This window comes from Pseudoalteromonas sp. AWH4_217, assembly GCF_056161105.1.
On the sequence record NZ_JBSWYM010000006.1, the window covers coordinates 263,905 to 280,736 of the forward strand.

Consider the following 16,832-nt stretch of genomic DNA (forward strand, 5'->3'; position numbering starts at 1 on the left):
ACGCCATGTGCCCTGCAACGTGAGATTTACTTTACAAAGTACAGTAATTCGTCCTGCTGATAGCGAGAGCTTTCGTTACTACCGTAAGGCCAGACATCGAATCGAGTTTTGGAGTTTGGAGCCTGAATAACAGAGGCACCCTGATAGGTGTAAGTTGCTGCACGTGTTGAATCTTTGTCTCCTAATATAACACCTGAGAAGTCCCATGATACATCACAGTTGGTGTCCTCATGGTGCCAAATTAAACCATAATCTCCCAGCGTTGACAGCTCAGCCAGACTTTCATCGGTGTAAATATTCCGGCAGTTTGCATTGTTCATTTTTGCCTGATAGACCTGAGTAATGCGGCCATGTTCATCTTTAAACATCATGCCGCCCGAGACGGTTTGTCTTAGCGCTTGCCATCTTTGCGCCTTCATAACCGAAAATTCAGCAGGTGAGACGACTTCCCCTTCCTGTATATTCTCTATGTTGTCTTTGTGATTTGCGAATAAGGTCCACCCTCCGCCCTGATAATCCATATCACACCAGACTTTAAAGGGGTCGATACCAAAGTTTTCACCATCCGGATCAATAAGATAAAATCCAGTACTGGCAACCGGTAACTGAGTTTTGATATCCAGGCAGTTACGACCTGTTGGAGAAAGTGTGTCTTCAATTTTATCCAAACGCTTGATCACGTTTGTGTAGTCGTTGCGAACAGCCAGATACTGATTTTCCAGCTCGGCTACTCTCAGTTGCAAAGATTGGATCTGTTGCTGCTGTTGCGCTGAGGCGTCAGAGATGCTCTGAAGTTGCTCGTCTACATAGCGTTTTGTCACCAAGTGAGTTGGTTGCAAAGGATCATCGGCAATGGCGTTACCAATAACGTGGAGTGCTTCACCGGGAGAAGTTGTACCAATACCTACTTGTTTGAGCGTTGTGACACTGGTCGATGACTCCTGCCAGTCCGTATCCGAGACAATTTGTGGGTCTGCTGGAATGGGCTCCTGTGTATCTGCATGAGCTTGACAGGCCATAGCCAGAGTTAATGCGATTGTAATGGCGCTGAATTGATATAGTGTCTTCAAAGTAGTGCTTCCTTATTAATGTGATAAATCCCGAGCGTCGTATTGTATCGGTTATAAATACAATATTTAACTAGACATAGTTGCGAGTTTTCTGTGCTCATGTATCTTTGGTGGGTATACCTCCCTCTTGCTAATTCACCCTTGCAACAACAAAAACACCCCAAACAAAGCAATCGCACCGCCGCAGAGCATGGCTTTGGTAACGGCTTCTTTTTTGATTAAACTAAGGGTCATCACCATGAGTGGGGCAGTCGCAAAAATGGTTTGTGCGATTGCCGGGTCCGTGTTGTTCACGGATACAAGTTGCAACCACAACCCGATAAAAGTGCCGAAAAAAACCGCGATAAACAACCAGCGCTTTCCTGATATTTGCTTTAATGTCAGTGCTTTATTAAGGCTATGAGATTTCAGGCAGGCAACCAGGCAAGCAACAAATAAGGTGCCGGATGCCAGACGGATCAATGCGGCCCACAAGCTACTGATGTCTTCGTTGATTAATGCGCCTTTCGAGAGCACCATACCTGCGGCCTGACATGATGCCGCCGTCAGCGCAAAAGTTACGCCCAGCAGATAATGGGTTTTGTCCGGGAGCGGTTGGGCTTTATTGGGTTTTATAGCCAGAATAACACCAAAGGTGGTCACAGCGATGCCAAGCCAGGCGACTGGCCCAAGGTAAACGCCCAGAATCAGGATATTCAGAATGCCTGCAATAGCGGGAGCCAGGCTTTCAATCACCAAGGTGCGTGCCGGGCCAATATTTCTGAGCGCTGCAAAGTAGGCACTGTCACCGATGGCGATACCCAATATGCCACTGGCAATCAGCCAGGCCCAGCTTGATGATTGCGCTGGGTACAGAGTGTCTTGTGCAATGAACAGGCATAGTGCCATCAGTGCAGATGCAATAACCCCTTTACTGACGTTTAACTCGAATGGACTCAGATGGTGACTAAACCGTTTGTACAACAGGGTTGAAAACGCCCAAACAAACGCAGCACTGATGGCTGCACCTTCGCCTATTCCAATCATCTTATTATTCTTCTGCTGAACTAAAAGCGGCTAGTATACATAAACCAAACGAAAGAGGCATGGTAGCAGCCTCAGTTGAATAAAAATCGTAAAAAAGTAACTAAAAAATGATTGACGTCGTGTTGAACTAAGTTTAATTTCGCTGCGATGTTTCAATGAGGGCCATACAGCATTTAGTCAACCCAAAATTAGGCAGAACTTACTCGCCTTGTCAGGCGTGTTTTTGTGTTTATAGAAATTTGGGAAATGGTTATGGCTGAGCCCAGTGCAATTAGCATTATTCCCCCTGTTGTCGTGTTAACACTGGCAATTATTCTTCGTCGTCCAATTTTATCTCTGGTGATTGGGGCTTTGGTTGGCCTGGCTTTAGTGGATATATCGGGCGTACTGGCAAACTTTGCTGCGGTATCGCTTAAAGTGATGGGCGATGAAACCATCGGCTGGCTGATTTTAGTGTGTGGCTCCTTTGGTGCCCTGATTGCGTTGCTGGTGCATACCGGTGGTGCGCTGGCTTTTGGCCGCAGTGCTTTGAAACTGGCCAAAGGACCCAAGTCGTCGCTACTGATGACTTATGTATTGGGCGTTGTGATCTTTATAGACGACTATCTCAATGCCCTGACCGTGGGTGAAACTATGCGCCGGGTGACCGACAAATTTAAAATCTCACGAGAAATGCTGGCTTATGTTGTGGATTCTACAGCGGCACCTATCTGTGTGCTGGTTCCATTGTCGACATGGGCAGTATTCTTTGGCGGCCTTTTGGTTGATAACGGCGTGGCCCTTGAGGGGCAAGGGATCAGTACGTATATTACGGCTATTCCCTACATGCTGTACGCATGGGTGGCCGTGATTATGGTGCCGCTGGTGGTACTGGGTGTGATCCCGCTCTTTGGCCCCATGAAAAATGCAGAGCTGGCAGCGCGTGGCGGAGATCCTGCGTTGGCGCAAGTTGATCTTGAAGAAGTGCAAACCCCGGATCAGTATGCCGCAAAGGCGATAGAGCAGGAGTTTGAACAGGCAGATACCCAAGGTAAATTGTACAATTTCTTGCTGCCTTTGGGTTTGTTGGTAGCCTTTACAGTATATTTTGATATTGACGTGTGGAAAGGTTTGCTGGCGACGCTGGCAGTGACCATGCCGTTTTATCTAGCACAGCGATTGATGCCACTGGCTGATATGCTGGAGCAGATGATTAATGGGTTTAAATGTATGTTACCGGCCATTGGCACTGTGATTGCGGCATTCATTTTTAAGGATGTGTGTGACCAATTACTGTTACCAAAGTATGTGATCAACACGCTAAGCCCCTACATGACGGCAGAATTGCTACCTGCAATGGTGTTTTTATCTATGGCTATTTTAGCTTTTGCAACCGGGTCGAGCTGGGGGATTTTTGCTGTGACTATTCCCATTGTATTGCCTCTGGCTGTGGCAGTTGACGCAAACATACCATTGGTGATTGGTGCATTGTTGTCGGCATCATCTTTTGGTAGTCAGGCATGCTTTTACTCAGATTCCACCGTGTTAGCGGCGCAAGGCTCAGATTGTAACCTGATAAGCCACGCCATTACTCAGTTACCTTATGCGTTATTGGCAGCAGGCATTGCTTTCGTTGGTTTTTTAATAATTGCATAATAATATTTCAAAGATAAAGAGCGTTGCTGCCTTTCAATAACTGTAGTGATATGCGTCCTTCTAACAGGGGGAATAAGGCAGTCCACTAAATCGCAAGTCTTGAGTGCATCGATAGGTTGTTAAACTACACTTCTGATGGGCGCTGCGCCCTTTATCAGTACCAACGAAAAACTCTTCTCAGGCGGTTGTGCACTGAGAAGAGGGTTTTATTTACTTGGAGTGGTTATTTAATGTAATACCATAAAGCGTTTTGTTCCTGAGCACTGAAGCGTTCATCCGTATAGGGCCACACGTCGAACTTGACGTCGAACTGGAACAAAGATGCGCCAGAGATCAGGTAGCTCTCACCACGCGCACCGTATTTGGTGCCTAAAGCAATGTAAGAGTAGTCAAGCCCACTCAGGCTACAGCCATTTTGTTCATTCTGCCACAATACGTATGTGTCGTAAGGCGCTGCAGGACTCATCAGGTTTGAAGTCTGGCTGAGGTTAGCACAGTTACCATTGTCCAGCTTGGCCTTACTGATCATAGAAACGCGCTGGTGCTCATCTACGAACATCATACCTGTTGTCATGTTATCACGCGCGCTTTGCCACTCAGTAGCGCCGGTCACACCGATAGACTGAGGAACCAAGGGGGTGACGCTGTTAAGCAATTCCAGCCCGTCTTGGTGACTGGCAACCAGCATCCAGCCGCCACCCAGGTGGTTCATTTCACAATAAGCATCAAAGGCATCGTGACCGCCGTGGCCGTCGGGGTCAACCTGATAAAGGCCTGAAGCGGCGGATGGATTAGCTGCTTTGATGGTTTCGCAGGTCGTGCCCTGAGCACTTGCGGGTGGTTCTACAGGATCAGTGATTTCACCTTTGACAAAGCCGCCATAGTATTCAAGTTCACTGATCACATGGTAACGGTGTCCCTGAGTTGAATCGATCTGCAGACGTATGTATTTGCCAACAGCGGGTTTGCTGAGCTTAATGGTTTGATCAAGCGATTTTTCGAGTGTAAAAGACTCATGATCGGTGAAAGTCTGACCGTCATATGAAACTTGCAACGTCACATCTTTAGGTCCCATGCCCGGATCTGATGCTTCTTTATACTGGACAATCCGGAATGAAGTGATGTAGGCAGCTTGGTTAAATGCAACCTGTAGCCAATGTTTTTCGTCGACGGTAGAGATCCAAATCCCCTTAGTCACTTTCCCAGGAGAGTCACTATTGATCAAGGTTCCGCTGTTGTAACCGTCAAATCCGCCTGCGGTTTTGTGATGTGAGTGAGTTCTGCTGGCTGTATATGATGCTTCAGTCAGGCCATTGGTGCCCAACAGAGCGATATTACCAAATTCACCGGTTTGTTCGCCTGGTTCAATAATATAGTCAACCGGCGCCTGATAGCGTAATGACATAGGATCAGAACCGTAGCGAGTGTTGTCTTGCGCGAACAACTGATTGCCAACTGTAAGCAGGCTGGTTAGTTCAAGCAAGTGAGCCGTTTCCTGATCTTTAGATTGCTCTTCCTGGATCAGTAAAGTACCCGGCTCGACACTCAGGCCGTCCTGATTAATGGCTTCCTGGCGCAATGTATAATAAAGGCCGTCAGTGTCCAGTGCGCCGCGCTTTTCCTGGCTAAATACGGCAAGGTAACCGATGGATTCTTCGCCATGTCCGTTACCGTCTTCCTGCTCCTGAAGCGTTACGCCAAAAGTTTGGCTGGAAGCACTTGAAACGCGCAGTGCAAATGCATCGCTTTCATTTTGGGATTGCGCGGTCAGTAATACATGGGGGGTGTGCTCAAAGCTCTCTTTGAAAAATACATGACTGCTACCACTTTGCATCGGGAATTTACCCGCTTCCCACACGCTGCCATCAGCTAGTGTGTGGCGGCCTTTTTCTATAACAAAGAAAGAGACCGACTCTTCACCGTGCACACCATCCAGATAAGGCCATTCTTTAAATTGCACATCGAAGCTGCTTGATGTCACGTTAGAAATGGATATCACACCAGCATCTTTGTCATTCATGGTTGGTACAGATGCAATAATAACCGGATCGGTATAGCCGTGAATGGCAACAGTTATAGGGTCGCTGGAAACTTTAATATCTTCGATGAGGGTAAATGCGTTGGCCATTGACGACATCATCAAACAGCAACTCAGAGCTATTTTTTTCATTGATTCATTCCTTTTATGAGAGTCTAATCGGGCGATTAGACATAAAATATTCTATCGCCATTGCATGGTACAAAACAAGGAACTAAATCAAGTTTGGAGCATAAGTGTTTAACCTTTATGCTGTTTGCGGTATTTTTTTGCCGGAAATTTGGGGTTAAGTGGTTAAAAGTGAGTCTCAGTAATAAGACTCACTGAAGAGGAATGATAGAAGAGCAGCTTATTCAGGTCTTGTCTTGGTAAACGGCGCTGTTATTCCTGAATACTCTGCACTGCCAAGGCGCGCCAGAGGGGCGGCTTTATCAGCCAAGACCTTAAGGCGTTGTTTGTGATCCAGCTCGATGACTCTATCGCTCAGGTACAAGCAGACTATCTTCACAAACACCAGATTTTGCGGTGTATCGCCGATCTCCTGTACTTCATATAGTTCACAACCGTAGGCAATATCGCAGTGGGCGATCCGTGGCATTGAAAAACCGTTAAATTCAGCAAGCGCTATGTTGTTTGCAGTGACTTCTGATTCGCCATGGGGCAAGGTTGCGGCAGTCTGAGTCACTAACTCAGCGTCATGCTCTGAGGCAATGTGGATCACACAACGGCGTGTTGCTTTGATGTTTTTGACTGTATCTTTAATCTCACCTGTGGGCTTCTTTCCGGCTGAAAACATCAGCAAAGGCGGCGCGCTGGACACTGCTGTAAAATAAGAAAAGGGCGCCAGGTTATAGTTTTGAGTATCGGACTCGGATAGCACCCAGGCTATCGGCCTTGGGATCACGGTTTGAGTCATCAGGTGGTAGATCTGGGTGGGCGAAAAGTCAGCAAAGTTCAGTTCCATAAAACACAAGTACGCAAAGTTAAGGGACAACCATGGTGCCACACTAACCATCGGGTGGAAAGATGCGATACACTCTCTCTATCCCTGTTCTGTATTGTTCCGGATATGTATATAAACCGTCAGTCACTCAATACTCGCTTACCTTTGGTTTACCATCCCAATTACTCGTTTAGTTTTGATCCAAACCACCGCTTTGTGATGAGCAAGTTTGCAAACTTGTATCAGCAGGTCAGGGCCATGGGGCTGATTGGCGACAACCTGCACCAGCCTCAACTGGGCTCGCCAGAGCCGCTGGAAGCGGTACACTGTGACACCTACCTGTGGGATCTTTGGCGCAATCAACTCTGTGGGAAGGCCATGCGGCGTATTGGCCTGCCCTGGTCTGAGCAGCTGATGGCAAGGACGTTTACTGCACCGCTCGGCACACTCAAAACGGCTGAACTGGCTTTACAACATGGTGTGGCCTGTCACCTTGCTGGTGGCACTCACCATGCACACTATGATTTTGGCTCCGGTTATTGCATGGTGAACGACCTGGCATTTACTTCTACAACTCTGATTGAGCAGGGCAAGGTCGATAATGTACTGATCTTTGATCTCGACGTTCATCAGGGTGATGGTACAGCAGCTATGTTAAAGCATAATCCTTATGTGTTTACCTGCTCTATCCATTGTGAAAAAAATTTCCCGTTTCGAAAGCACAACAGTGATCTGGATATTGGTCTTACGAACAACCTGAAAGATGCAGAATACCTGCATATTGTAGAAGACACTTTGAAAGGCCTGCTCGAAGACGTAAATCCGGACCTGGTATTGTACGACGCCGGTGTGGATATCTGGGAGCACGATGATCTGGGCAAGCTGGATATCAGCTGGCGCGGTTTGGAACAGCGCGATGCCCTGGTACTGAAAACCTGCCAGCAAGCTGGCGTACCGGTTGCAACCGTGATCGGCGGCGGCTACGACAAAGACCATCTTCGCCTGGCTCAACGCCACGCTATCGTGGTTGAACAGGCGGCATTGCTTTAAACTTATGTATACGTGACTAAGGCTCAATTGAACAACAATTGGTCCGTACTTGTTAGTGAACAATTAAAAAAGGAAAAAAATGAAGTACTTTTTGGCATTCATCTTACTTGTTATTTCAATACAAGGCGCTGCACAAGCTGAAAACAGGCAGTCATCGTTAGTATGTATGCAGTTGATCCAAATCGTAGATTCTGCATTCTCATACAAAAGCCAGGGGAAAACCAAACAACAAATGCTGGCTCCCTTACCATCAAAAGACGTATTAGCAGGTTATCCAAAGAGTATGTCTGCACAGCGGCTATTGGGTGAGCAGATGCTCGAGGTGGTTGCGGATATATATTCTCATGAAGCGCTGCCTAAAGTGGCATATTCAGCTTACCGCGCAGAGAGTTGTCATCGCAGCACCACCGGTCAGCCTGTCGTTAAAGATTTTTCAAAGGTAACCGCTCAACTATTACAGTGTGGCAGTTTAGATAGAGAGGCGCAGTACAAATGTGGGTTTGAGCTTGCAAAGCCAGTGCTCTAATTGATACGCCACACTTGTCATCCCGGGCGCTTGCGACCCGGGATCTGCTTAACGCCACTCGGCTCTCTAACCGGGCGTATTAAAAAAGTGTAATAAGTGCTCTGTGTACTTATATCCAGCGGCTAGCGTCGATATCGCTCAGCCCTAGACCCGATTCACTTCACCTAGCGCGCTGGCTATCAACCAGTTGTGCAAGCTCACTGCGGCTGTTGATCCCAATCTTGTCGTAGATACGGTATAAGTGATTAGACACGGTTGACGGAGCAACATCCAGTTGTCTGGCTACTTCTTTAAAGGTCAGGCCTTTGCACACCCATTTCACAATTTGTGCTTCGCGCTGGCTTAACAAGTCTAAGGGGCCCGGTATTCTCAGCGTCACTGTCATTAGCTCACCCTGTGCTTTAAAAGAGACTGCCAGGTTATTGATCTGCACTGTAGAGTTATCTTTGCCAATAGCAAAGGGCAGGGTAACGCCTGAGCGATTGGGAAAATACTCGTTGAGTAAAGTGACAAAACGGGGCTGGACCTCGTGAAAACATCCATTTAAGTCGCATATCGCAGATGCGGCGTGTTCCTTGGTGTGGAGCACATTGCCTGCATGTAAGTGCAGAAAAAAGGCATGTGAGGCGGCATTGACCAGATGAAACACAAGTCGCTCCTGTAATTGGCGCTCGTACTCGGTAAATATCTGTGCTCTGTCAAAGCGGTATAAACTGAGCAGCGAATACAGGCCATTGTCCTGATCAAAATGTCCGGCAGCCAGGATACGTTCAATACCATATGGCTGAAACAATTGCTGATATAACGGAGACTGGTAAAAGTCATTATCAGCAATCACGTCCTGCATATTCACCGGCTTGCCGAGGTTATTGATCACGGCGTCTTTGATAGGGTTAATGGGCAGTGTTTTTTGCAGCTGATGGGCATAATGTTCATCCAAACCAATATGGCAAACATAATGAAAGTGAATATCTGCGCTGTTGCCACTGCCCCAAAATGCCGCATCAAAGTCGATGACACGGGATAATTGTTCCAAAGCCCACACACGATACTCATCCGGCGGTATGCGTGCGGCTTCACGATAAAGAGTGCTGATGAAAGCTTCTGTGCTTTTTGCAGTCTGAGTGATATGTGTTGTCATAATGGCTTTTATTTATCTGGATCAAGCTCTGAGATGTGACTACCTTAGCGTCAGGCTTTTCCAGATAGAGTAAATATTCAAGTTTTTAAAGCGATGATAGAGGGAATAAGAAATTTTGTATATCCGATGTTGTCATGATATCGCGGTGTCAATTGAGGAGGGGGCAGCGTGACGCTAGGTCGTTATTGCGGCAGAAGCTGTTGAGTGTAGTAAAAGCTGGTGCATGAAAAAGGCCATGTAAAACATGGCCGGAAAATAAACGGAATTAGTTCACTGTAAAGGTGCGGCTCTGACCAGAGTAACTTCGTATCTTGCCACCCCAACCACTTTTCCAGTGACCTGTGTGCTTAATACGGTAGGTACCTGTGGGCATGGCCTGATCGATAGTCCATTCCAGCTGCGCAAAGGAGCAGGCCATACAATCCGCGGCAGTATCGCGGATCCAGGTGAACTTAGTGCTTAGATCATTGTCAGTTAAGACGGTTGACCAGCCACCGTTTTCATAGCGCTGCACCTCCATAAAGCTCGACATGGTTTTAAAGTTATTCTGAGGGTGACCGGAGCGAAACTTCACTTTAACCGTATTACCACGCACGTAACTGCTGTTGGCATCATTCCAGGTTTGCCCGAAAGACTCCCACAGGCGTTTATCATCGTAAACCACACCAATGGCATAGACTTTTTGTTTGTTGGACCAGTCCAGCGGGCTCGGACCTGAGTCAAGGGCATCGCCGTTTACCAAAGCATTGGCAAGTCCGCTAAAGATCTGCCGATATGCCGCCAGACTGTACTGACCAAACAAGGTGTGCGCCCCTTCGTAATACTGGATCTGATATTCCTCTTTGGTTGTGATGTACCCGCCGTAGGCATTAGCCAGCCCGGCAAAAATCACAGTGGTGATGCCACGAGGAGCAAGCGCTGTTTGTAAATCGCTGCGCAGGCGACGTGCCGCCATGGTTGTCATCTCACCCGGGATCCCCACAAGTGCCATTTCACCAATCTGAAAGAGCTGAAAAGGTAAGGTATCTGTATACAGGTGTGCGCCGGCGCCCAGCTGAGTGGGCAAAAAGGTGGGTTTAGGGTACTGACATACCTCGTGGGTTTTGCTGCCCAACACGTTTTTATCAAACCCGAGCAGGCCTGCAAAATCATTGATGAATTTAAACGCACCACCCACAGCACCAATCACCGTACTGCGATCCCAGCTGGTTCCTTCGTTATCCTGTGTCATGCCTTCAAATACACCCGACTGGCCAGAAGGGCCATCATAGGTCGCACCCGCAGTCATCGAAAAGCCAATCGCACCTTCACACAAAGACTGCGCTCCATTGCCCGTGTAGTGCCCTGAGATATTCAGGCCGGGCAATTTTACGTACTGAAAGCGTACGTCTAGTGCACCATTGAGCGTGTTTGTTGCATTGTTATAAAGGCTCAGCGCTTTGTTATATTGCTTGTTTGCCGATAGCGCAACATTGGCTTCATTGCTACCCGCACAACCATTTTCAGGACCGCATACATTGGGCGAAACATCGCCTTCTTCACTGTTGGCAAAGGCGGCAACAAACTGACCCGACAGTGGCCAGTTAGCCCCTTTTTGCTTTTCAAATAACTGGGCGGCAACGCCTTTGTTGTCTCCGGTTATAAGGCGCTGACTCTGGTTGCTCGACACATTATGCACGCCAAACCAGTTGATCATCCCAATCTCCTGGCCATTACTTTTCACCAGCTTTAGCAAGGTCATGGTTTCATTAACCTGAGTGTCGTATTCGTCGGCATCTGGGTTTTGGTTGTAGGCGGTAAGGTTGCGGTTAACTGCCGCACCGGATAATTGCCCCTGATTGATGTGGATACTGCCTAAGCCTCTGCTCAGATAGGCGTTACGGATGGACAGGTAGATACCATTGACTATGGTGTTGTAATTATCCTCGTCATAACCCAATGCACTCATATTCAGCATAATGTTGTGATCATAGCCACCAGGCCCAACGTGAACATGCGTTGCGCTGAGCATTACATTTTTCTGGTTAAAAAATGGCGCAATTAGCGGGTCGCTTGCGATTTTTTTGAGCACCCCCTGATGCACACCCTGGGTGATGCTTTGCAGATCTGCACTGACAAAGGTGACAAGCTGATTGGAATTGGGTTTGCCAATGACAAATGCACGAGACCAAAGGCGTGTATGTATCCCTTTGGTGGTTTGCCCAACATCGCCATACCCTACCATGCCCCGATCGGCGGCCGGTCCGGTAATATCATAGATCCCAGAGCCAATGATCCAGTCACTATTTGCTTTTGTACCCAGGCTAACAAGCACCAGTGCCAAACTACTGACTCTAATCAGCCAGGTTTTATATCTTGCGTGTAAAGTAGTCATACTAATCCCCCAGCCATACCAGGCAGTACGGCTGTTTTCGTTCATTGTTTAGGATAAGCACCCATTTGGAATGGGTGCTTTTGATACTCGCGAGATTGAGGGGTTATTAAATCTTGGTTAGCAATGTAACTAAATAGTAATATTAACCTAACAAGCCGATACAGTGAGAGCTGACTATTTACGTTTTACGAGCGAAAATACAGTCACGGAAGCTGCCAGTCTATTCAGACAATAAATAAGCTTTGCCAGAAATCCACAACACTGCATTCCAGGCGGTAATATCATATCCAGTTACAAAACATGTTTTGCTAATAGGAACTGTTACATTGTAAAAAAGAGACGCGCGACGTGTTATGTAGAAGGGCTTTCACGGACCCTCTGTACATTTAAAGGCAGAGGTTGTGAGTTAGAGACGTTTTGGAAGAAAATATGATGAAGAAAGTAGCTTTTACACTGGTATTACTTATGGCTGTGTTACAAGGTTTTTATGCCATATTCGCCTATATCCAGCCCGTGGGTTTTTCTGACATTAGGGGCACTGCGCTGGCCTCTCCACAAGACCTGGACTGGATACACATATATGTATCTCGCACCTTGTTTATTTCTCTCATTATCGGTGTTTTGTTATATTTCAGAAATTATAAAACGCTATTTTGGGCGGCACTTTTGGGCACTGTGATGCCATTAACGGATGGGTGGCTTGCGTACCAATCTGGGGCTGTTGTTGGTGTAATCGCCAAGCATATTGCAACAGTCGTTTATTTGCTTGCTACAGCGTTGGTACTGCGCACTGTGGTGAAAAGAGAAGGTAGCTGAATGACTTCAATATGGGCTACCTGTTTCCTATGGTAACCCACGTGATTTGGAAAGCCTTGAATGTTCAGTACCAACAGACAAAAGGCTCTGTGTTATTACATTCTTGCATGTTTGTACCAAGCTTGAGACAGTGAACTTACTCAACATCCAGACAAGGAATGACACCATTGGAATTTTGTTTTCTCGCCGAGCGGCCTGAGTTTAAGCCGCTGGTCGCAACATGGTATTTTGAACAGTGGGGCGCTATCGTGCCCGAAGCCTCTTTGTCTTCGTTTGAAGACAAGCTCACAGAGTATCTGCAAACGGACGCTATCCCTTTAATCGTGCTGCTGATGCAAGATAATGTGCCCATTGGCGCGGCTCAGCTGCGTTTTCATGAAATGACCATCTATCCGGATAAAACCCACTGGCTGGGAGGTGTTTATGTTGCCCCCCATGCAAGAGGCAACAAAGTTGCATCGACACTGGTACAAAAAATTGAGCAGCTGGCTCTTTCTTTTGGTGTCCGGGAATTACACTTGCAAACTGAGCAGCAAGATGGTGGTTTGTACGCTCGCCTGGGCTGGCAGGCTCAGGAGCGTGTGAATTATCGCGGCGTGGATGTGGTTGTGATGTGCAAGCAATTGGCCTGATAGTAAGGTTATGGGGTGTGTGGTTATGGGTACGGGCGTATTATAATTGCGAGTTAAAGTTTAATACGTTTATTGCGAAAATATGGAATGCCTTCAATTGAAGCTGAAATTTAAACCTGTCGCGTCTGTGACTATTTTACTGGGTCTGGTTGTGACCTTATTGCTGGAACATCAAAGAGCGCGGGCAGCACCAGAACTCTCTGAGCTGTTTGTTGTAACTAGTCTTAAACCCGTAACACCTCAACACTTATTCGGCAGAAGAAACAATATAAGTTACAGCATTAACTTTGAGGTAGGTGACATGGTATTTGTGGTGTTACGAAACTCCCCTTTTTCCCACGAGATTGAAACGGCATTACCACGCGGGAAAATTCGTATCTGGCACGATGAAGACGGCAACATTTATCAGCTTAAACAGGGGGAGCACCTGATAGTGCCGTTCGAAAAAACACGTTATATCTATACGCATGGCAGTGGCCTGGGTGTACTCTGGCCAGTGTTATTTTCTATCTTTTTTGTGATTCTATGGCGCTTTAAACGGGCAGTCGGTGTGTGACCTTATAACACATCGGGTTTTTATCTGCTTTTATCGCGTATTTGATGACATCTGCTGTGTGCTGAATAACTATGTGGTCCTTATTAAAATGACAACAATAGGAGGCTGTCCATGCCTTTTGGACTCAAACGTACTTTGCAATGCTCCTTGCTGGCGTTTGCAACACTACCCGTATTGGCGCAGGCAAATGTGGGGCTACAGGCTGAAGATATTTTTGAGCTGGAGTATGCAAGTGACCCACAGATTTCGCCCAATGGTGAGCACGTGGTGTATGTGCGTAACAGCAACGATGTAATGAAAGATGCCAAAAGGCAAAATCTATGGCTGGTGGATGCCAAAACCGGCGTACAGTCTCCGTTGTTCTCTGACGAAAACCGCTACCATCAGCCGCGCTGGTCGCCCGATGGCAGTAAAATTGCTTTTCTGAGCGATGTGTCTGGCAGCACTCAGGTGCATGTGCATTATATTGCGCAAAACCGTACGGCTTTGCTGACCCAGTTACAGGCTGGGATCAGTGACCTGACCTGGTCGCCAGATGGTAAATGGCTGGCATTTAGCCAGAAAGTAGAAGAAAAGCCGGCAGTGATTGCCAAAATGCCTGCTAAGCCCAAAGGCGCGCAGTGGTCAGAGTCGGCGATTGTGATTGATAAAGCCTATTATCAGGCGGACGGGCGCGGCCTGGTTAAGCCCGGGTATCGACAAATTTTTGTGTTGCCAAGTGAAGGCGGCACACCTCGTCAGCTGACTTCAGGCAATTACCATCACAGTGGCAAACTGGCCTGGCGCAGCGATTCAAAGGGCATCGTGTTCTCGGCTAACCGCATTGCAGACTGGGAATACAAACGCTTAGAAGGCGATCTGTTTGAGGTTGATTTTGCTGGGAAAATCACACAGTTGACCAATGCACCGGGTCGTGAGCACTCTCCGAGCTTTTCGGAAAATGGCAAGCAGCTGGCGTTTTTGAGCTCATCGGGTGAGCTGAACCCGTATCGCAATCACAAACTGAACATTATGAACTGGCAAAACAAAGAATCGCGCATGATAGCGAAAGACTTTGACCGTTCAATCCAAAATCCAAGCTGGATAGGCAGCGCTAAACTGGCCATCGCTTATGACGACCACGGTATGCGCAAGCTGGCCACCATTACCACCAAAGGTAAAATCAAAGATCTCACCGATACGCTGTCGGGCACCACGCTGGGCCGCCCCTATCTGAGCGGTCAGTTCAGTGCTAACTTTGATGGTGAAATCGCCTTTACCAAAGGTTCAAGCTCGCGTCCGGCGGATGTGGCAGTGACAACCAGTAAAGGCAAAGTGAAATCGCTGACAGCCCTGAATGAGGACTTACTGGCACACAAAACACTGGGTAAAGTGCACGAAGTCACTTATAAATCATCGTTCGATGGTGAACCCATCCAGGGCTGGTATATCACGCCGCCGGATTTTGATCCGAGCAAAAAGTACCCGCTGCTGATGGAGATCCACGGTGGTCCACACCTGGCTTATGGTCCACATTTCTCGGCAGAATTACAGCGCTATGCAGCGCAGGGTTACGTGGTGTTTTACGATAATCATCGCGGTAGTAGCTCATACGGTGAGCGCTTTGCCATGTTGCTCAAATACAAGTACAGCTCAAAAGAAGACTTTGCCGATCATAACTCAGGTGTAGACGCCATGATTGCCAAAGGCTTTATCGACCAGAATAACCTGTTTATCGCAGGTGGCTCAGCGGGCGGCATTGCCACGGCGTATGCCATTGGCCTGACCGACCGCTTTAACGCCGCTGTTGTGGTTAAGCCGGTGATCAACTGGTTGAGTAAAGTGCTGACGGCCGACAGTGGCCTGGTGCAGATCCCCACTCAGTTCCCGGGGATGCCGTGGGAGCATGTTGACCATTACTGGGAGCGCTCACCGCTGTCTCTGGTTGGCAATGTCACCACGCCGACTATGCTGATGACGGGCGAGGAAGACTTGCGTACCCCAATGGCTGAAACAGAGCAGTTCTATCAGGCACTAAAACACCGTAAGATAGACTCTGTACTTGTGAAAATTCCGGGCGCACCCCATGGTATCGCCGGGCGTCCTTCGCGGATGATCAGCAAAATAGAACACACGCTCGCGTGGTTCGAAAAATATAAAAAGTAACAGTAAAAGCCGCGTAATGCGGCTTTTTTTGACTATATAGTTCAGGAGTTTTATGAAGTTTTTAAAAGGATTTGGTTTGGTAACTGCCTGTTGGTTGGGTACCGCAGCGGCCGAGGTTCAACCTGCCAGCGTTTACGATAAAGCCCGTGACAGAGCCATCCCGGTTGAGATCACTTATCCCGAGTCCCAGGCGCAATGCAGTGAAAAAGCCCCTTGTCCGGTGGCGTTCCTTGGCGCGGGCTACGGCATGTCGCATACTGATTACACCTTTTTAGCCAAAGTGCTGAATAAACACGGGTATCTGGTGGTCGCAATCGGACACGAATTACCGGGCGATCCGCCGCTTTCAGTCTCTGGTAATTTGTTTGAAACGCGCAGCGAGAACTGGCAGCGTGGTGCAAAAACACTGGGGTTTTTGCAAAGTGAACTAAAAAGCAAAATGACGCTCTACAACTTCGATAACCTCACATTGATTGGTCATTCTAATGGAGGCGATATCTCTGCCTGGCTGGGTAATGAAGGTAAGCCTTACATAGAACAGATTATTACGTTAGATCACCGTCGTGTACCACTGCCAAAAACTAAGAATATAAAGGTACTGTCGATACGTGCCAGTGATTTTCCGGCAGATCCCGGCGTGTTGCCCAGTGAGGCAGAGCAAGCCGAGTTTGGTAGCTGTGTGGTGACCATTCCTAAAGCGCGGCATAATGATATCGCCGACTTTGGCCCTGTCTGGTTAAAAGACAAGATAGTGAAGCTTATTCGTCTGCATCTGGGCGGAAAATCTTGCAAACAATTGCGAAAAGCGTAATGACCTGGTAGAAAGTGCTGTGGCAGTGTGCGAGTCACACTGCGACTTTCAAAACTCATCATAATAATA

General features: G+C 47.6%; 14 protein-coding genes. 8 read left to right on the forward strand and 6 right to left on the reverse strand.

All coding sequences use genetic code 11. The annotated features are described in order from the left end of the window. Positions 1 to 26: 26 nt before the first annotated feature. Together ACXAH1_RS09510 and ACXAH1_RS09515 are read right to left on the reverse strand one after the other, a co-directional pair. A complete protein-coding gene (locus ACXAH1_RS09510) occupies positions 27 to 1,070 on the reverse strand; it encodes a fibrinogen-like YCDxxxxGGGW domain-containing protein (protein ID WP_475196287.1) in 1,044 nt (347 codons plus the stop codon). A gap of 135 nt (positions 1,071 to 1,205) precedes the next feature. Further along, the gene (locus ACXAH1_RS09515; RefSeq protein WP_475196289.1) at positions 1,206 to 2,096 is read right to left on the reverse strand and encodes a DMT family transporter; all 891 of its coding nucleotides are present in this window, start codon (positions 2,094 to 2,096) and stop codon (positions 1,206 to 1,208) included. Positions 2,097 to 2,348: 252 nt separating this feature from the next. Here ACXAH1_RS09515 and ACXAH1_RS09520 point away from each other — a divergent pair, with 252 nt between their 5' ends. Next, a complete protein-coding gene (locus ACXAH1_RS09520; protein WP_475196374.1) occupies positions 2,349 to 3,731 on the forward strand; it encodes a Na+/H+ antiporter NhaC family protein in 1,383 nt (460 codons plus the stop codon). A 223-nt stretch (positions 3,732 to 3,954) separates the two neighbouring features. On the opposite strand, the gene ACXAH1_RS09525 is transcribed toward ACXAH1_RS09520, so the two are convergent. Together ACXAH1_RS09525 and ACXAH1_RS09530 are read right to left on the reverse strand one after the other, a co-directional pair. Continuing rightward, entirely contained in the window at positions 3,955 to 5,901 is a 1,947-nt protein-coding gene (locus ACXAH1_RS09525; RefSeq protein WP_475196290.1) for a fibrinogen-like YCDxxxxGGGW domain-containing protein, read from the reverse strand. Positions 5,902 to 6,118: 217 nt separating this feature from the next. After that, positions 6,119 to 6,733: a flavin reductase family protein gene (locus tag ACXAH1_RS09530; RefSeq protein WP_475196292.1), complete on the reverse strand. Its 615-nt coding sequence runs from the start codon at positions 6,731 to 6,733 to the stop codon at positions 6,119 to 6,121. 105 nt (positions 6,734 to 6,838) lie between these two features. On the opposite strand from ACXAH1_RS09530, the gene ACXAH1_RS09535 reads away from it, so the two are divergent. Both ACXAH1_RS09535 and ACXAH1_RS09540 read left to right on the forward strand, forming a co-directional pair. Beyond that, positions 6,839 to 7,762 (forward strand): histone deacetylase family protein, encoded by a 924-nt coding sequence (locus tag ACXAH1_RS09535; RefSeq protein WP_475196293.1) that lies wholly within the window; start codon positions 6,839 to 6,841, stop codon positions 7,760 to 7,762. A gap of 79 nt (positions 7,763 to 7,841) precedes the next feature. Then, positions 7,842 to 8,288: a hypothetical protein gene (locus ACXAH1_RS09540; RefSeq protein ID WP_475196294.1), complete on the forward strand. Its 447-nt coding sequence runs from the start codon at positions 7,842 to 7,844 to the stop codon at positions 8,286 to 8,288. A 160-nt stretch (positions 8,289 to 8,448) separates the two neighbouring features. Here ACXAH1_RS09540 and ACXAH1_RS09545 read toward each other — a convergent pair whose 3' ends face one another. Then, entirely contained in the window at positions 8,449 to 9,429 is a 981-nt protein-coding gene (locus ACXAH1_RS09545; RefSeq protein ID WP_475196296.1) for a helix-turn-helix transcriptional regulator, read from the reverse strand. Between the two features lie 265 nt (positions 9,430 to 9,694). After that, a complete protein-coding gene (locus ACXAH1_RS09550) occupies positions 9,695 to 11,803 on the reverse strand; it encodes a neutral/alkaline non-lysosomal ceramidase N-terminal domain-containing protein (RefSeq protein WP_475196297.1) in 2,109 nt (702 codons plus the stop codon). 417 nt (positions 11,804 to 12,220) lie between these two features. On the opposite strand from ACXAH1_RS09550, the gene ACXAH1_RS09555 reads away from it, so the two are divergent. The 5 genes from ACXAH1_RS09555 to ACXAH1_RS09575 all read left to right on the forward strand — a co-directional run bounded on the left by ACXAH1_RS09555 (position 12,221) and on the right by ACXAH1_RS09575 (position 16,763). Continuing rightward, entirely contained in the window at positions 12,221 to 12,619 is a 399-nt protein-coding gene (locus ACXAH1_RS09555; RefSeq protein ID WP_475196299.1) for a DUF4267 domain-containing protein, read from the forward strand. 158 nt (positions 12,620 to 12,777) lie between these two features. Continuing rightward, the gene (locus ACXAH1_RS09560; RefSeq protein WP_475196301.1) at positions 12,778 to 13,251 is read left to right on the forward strand and encodes a GNAT family N-acetyltransferase; all 474 of its coding nucleotides are present in this window, start codon (positions 12,778 to 12,780) and stop codon (positions 13,249 to 13,251) included. A gap of 97 nt (positions 13,252 to 13,348) precedes the next feature. Further along, a complete protein-coding gene (locus tag ACXAH1_RS09565; RefSeq protein ID WP_475196302.1) occupies positions 13,349 to 13,807 on the forward strand; it encodes a hypothetical protein in 459 nt (152 codons plus the stop codon). A gap of 111 nt (positions 13,808 to 13,918) precedes the next feature. After that, positions 13,919 to 15,952 carry a S9 family peptidase gene (locus ACXAH1_RS09570; RefSeq protein WP_475196303.1) on the forward strand — a complete coding sequence of 678 codons (2,034 nt, stop codon included), beginning with the start codon at positions 13,919 to 13,921 and terminating at the stop codon, positions 15,950 to 15,952. 52 nt (positions 15,953 to 16,004) lie between these two features. Further along, positions 16,005 to 16,763, forward strand: coding sequence for an alpha/beta hydrolase (locus ACXAH1_RS09575; protein WP_475196305.1), 759 nt, complete (start codon positions 16,005 to 16,007; stop codon positions 16,761 to 16,763). Positions 16,764 to 16,832 lie beyond the last annotated feature (69 nt).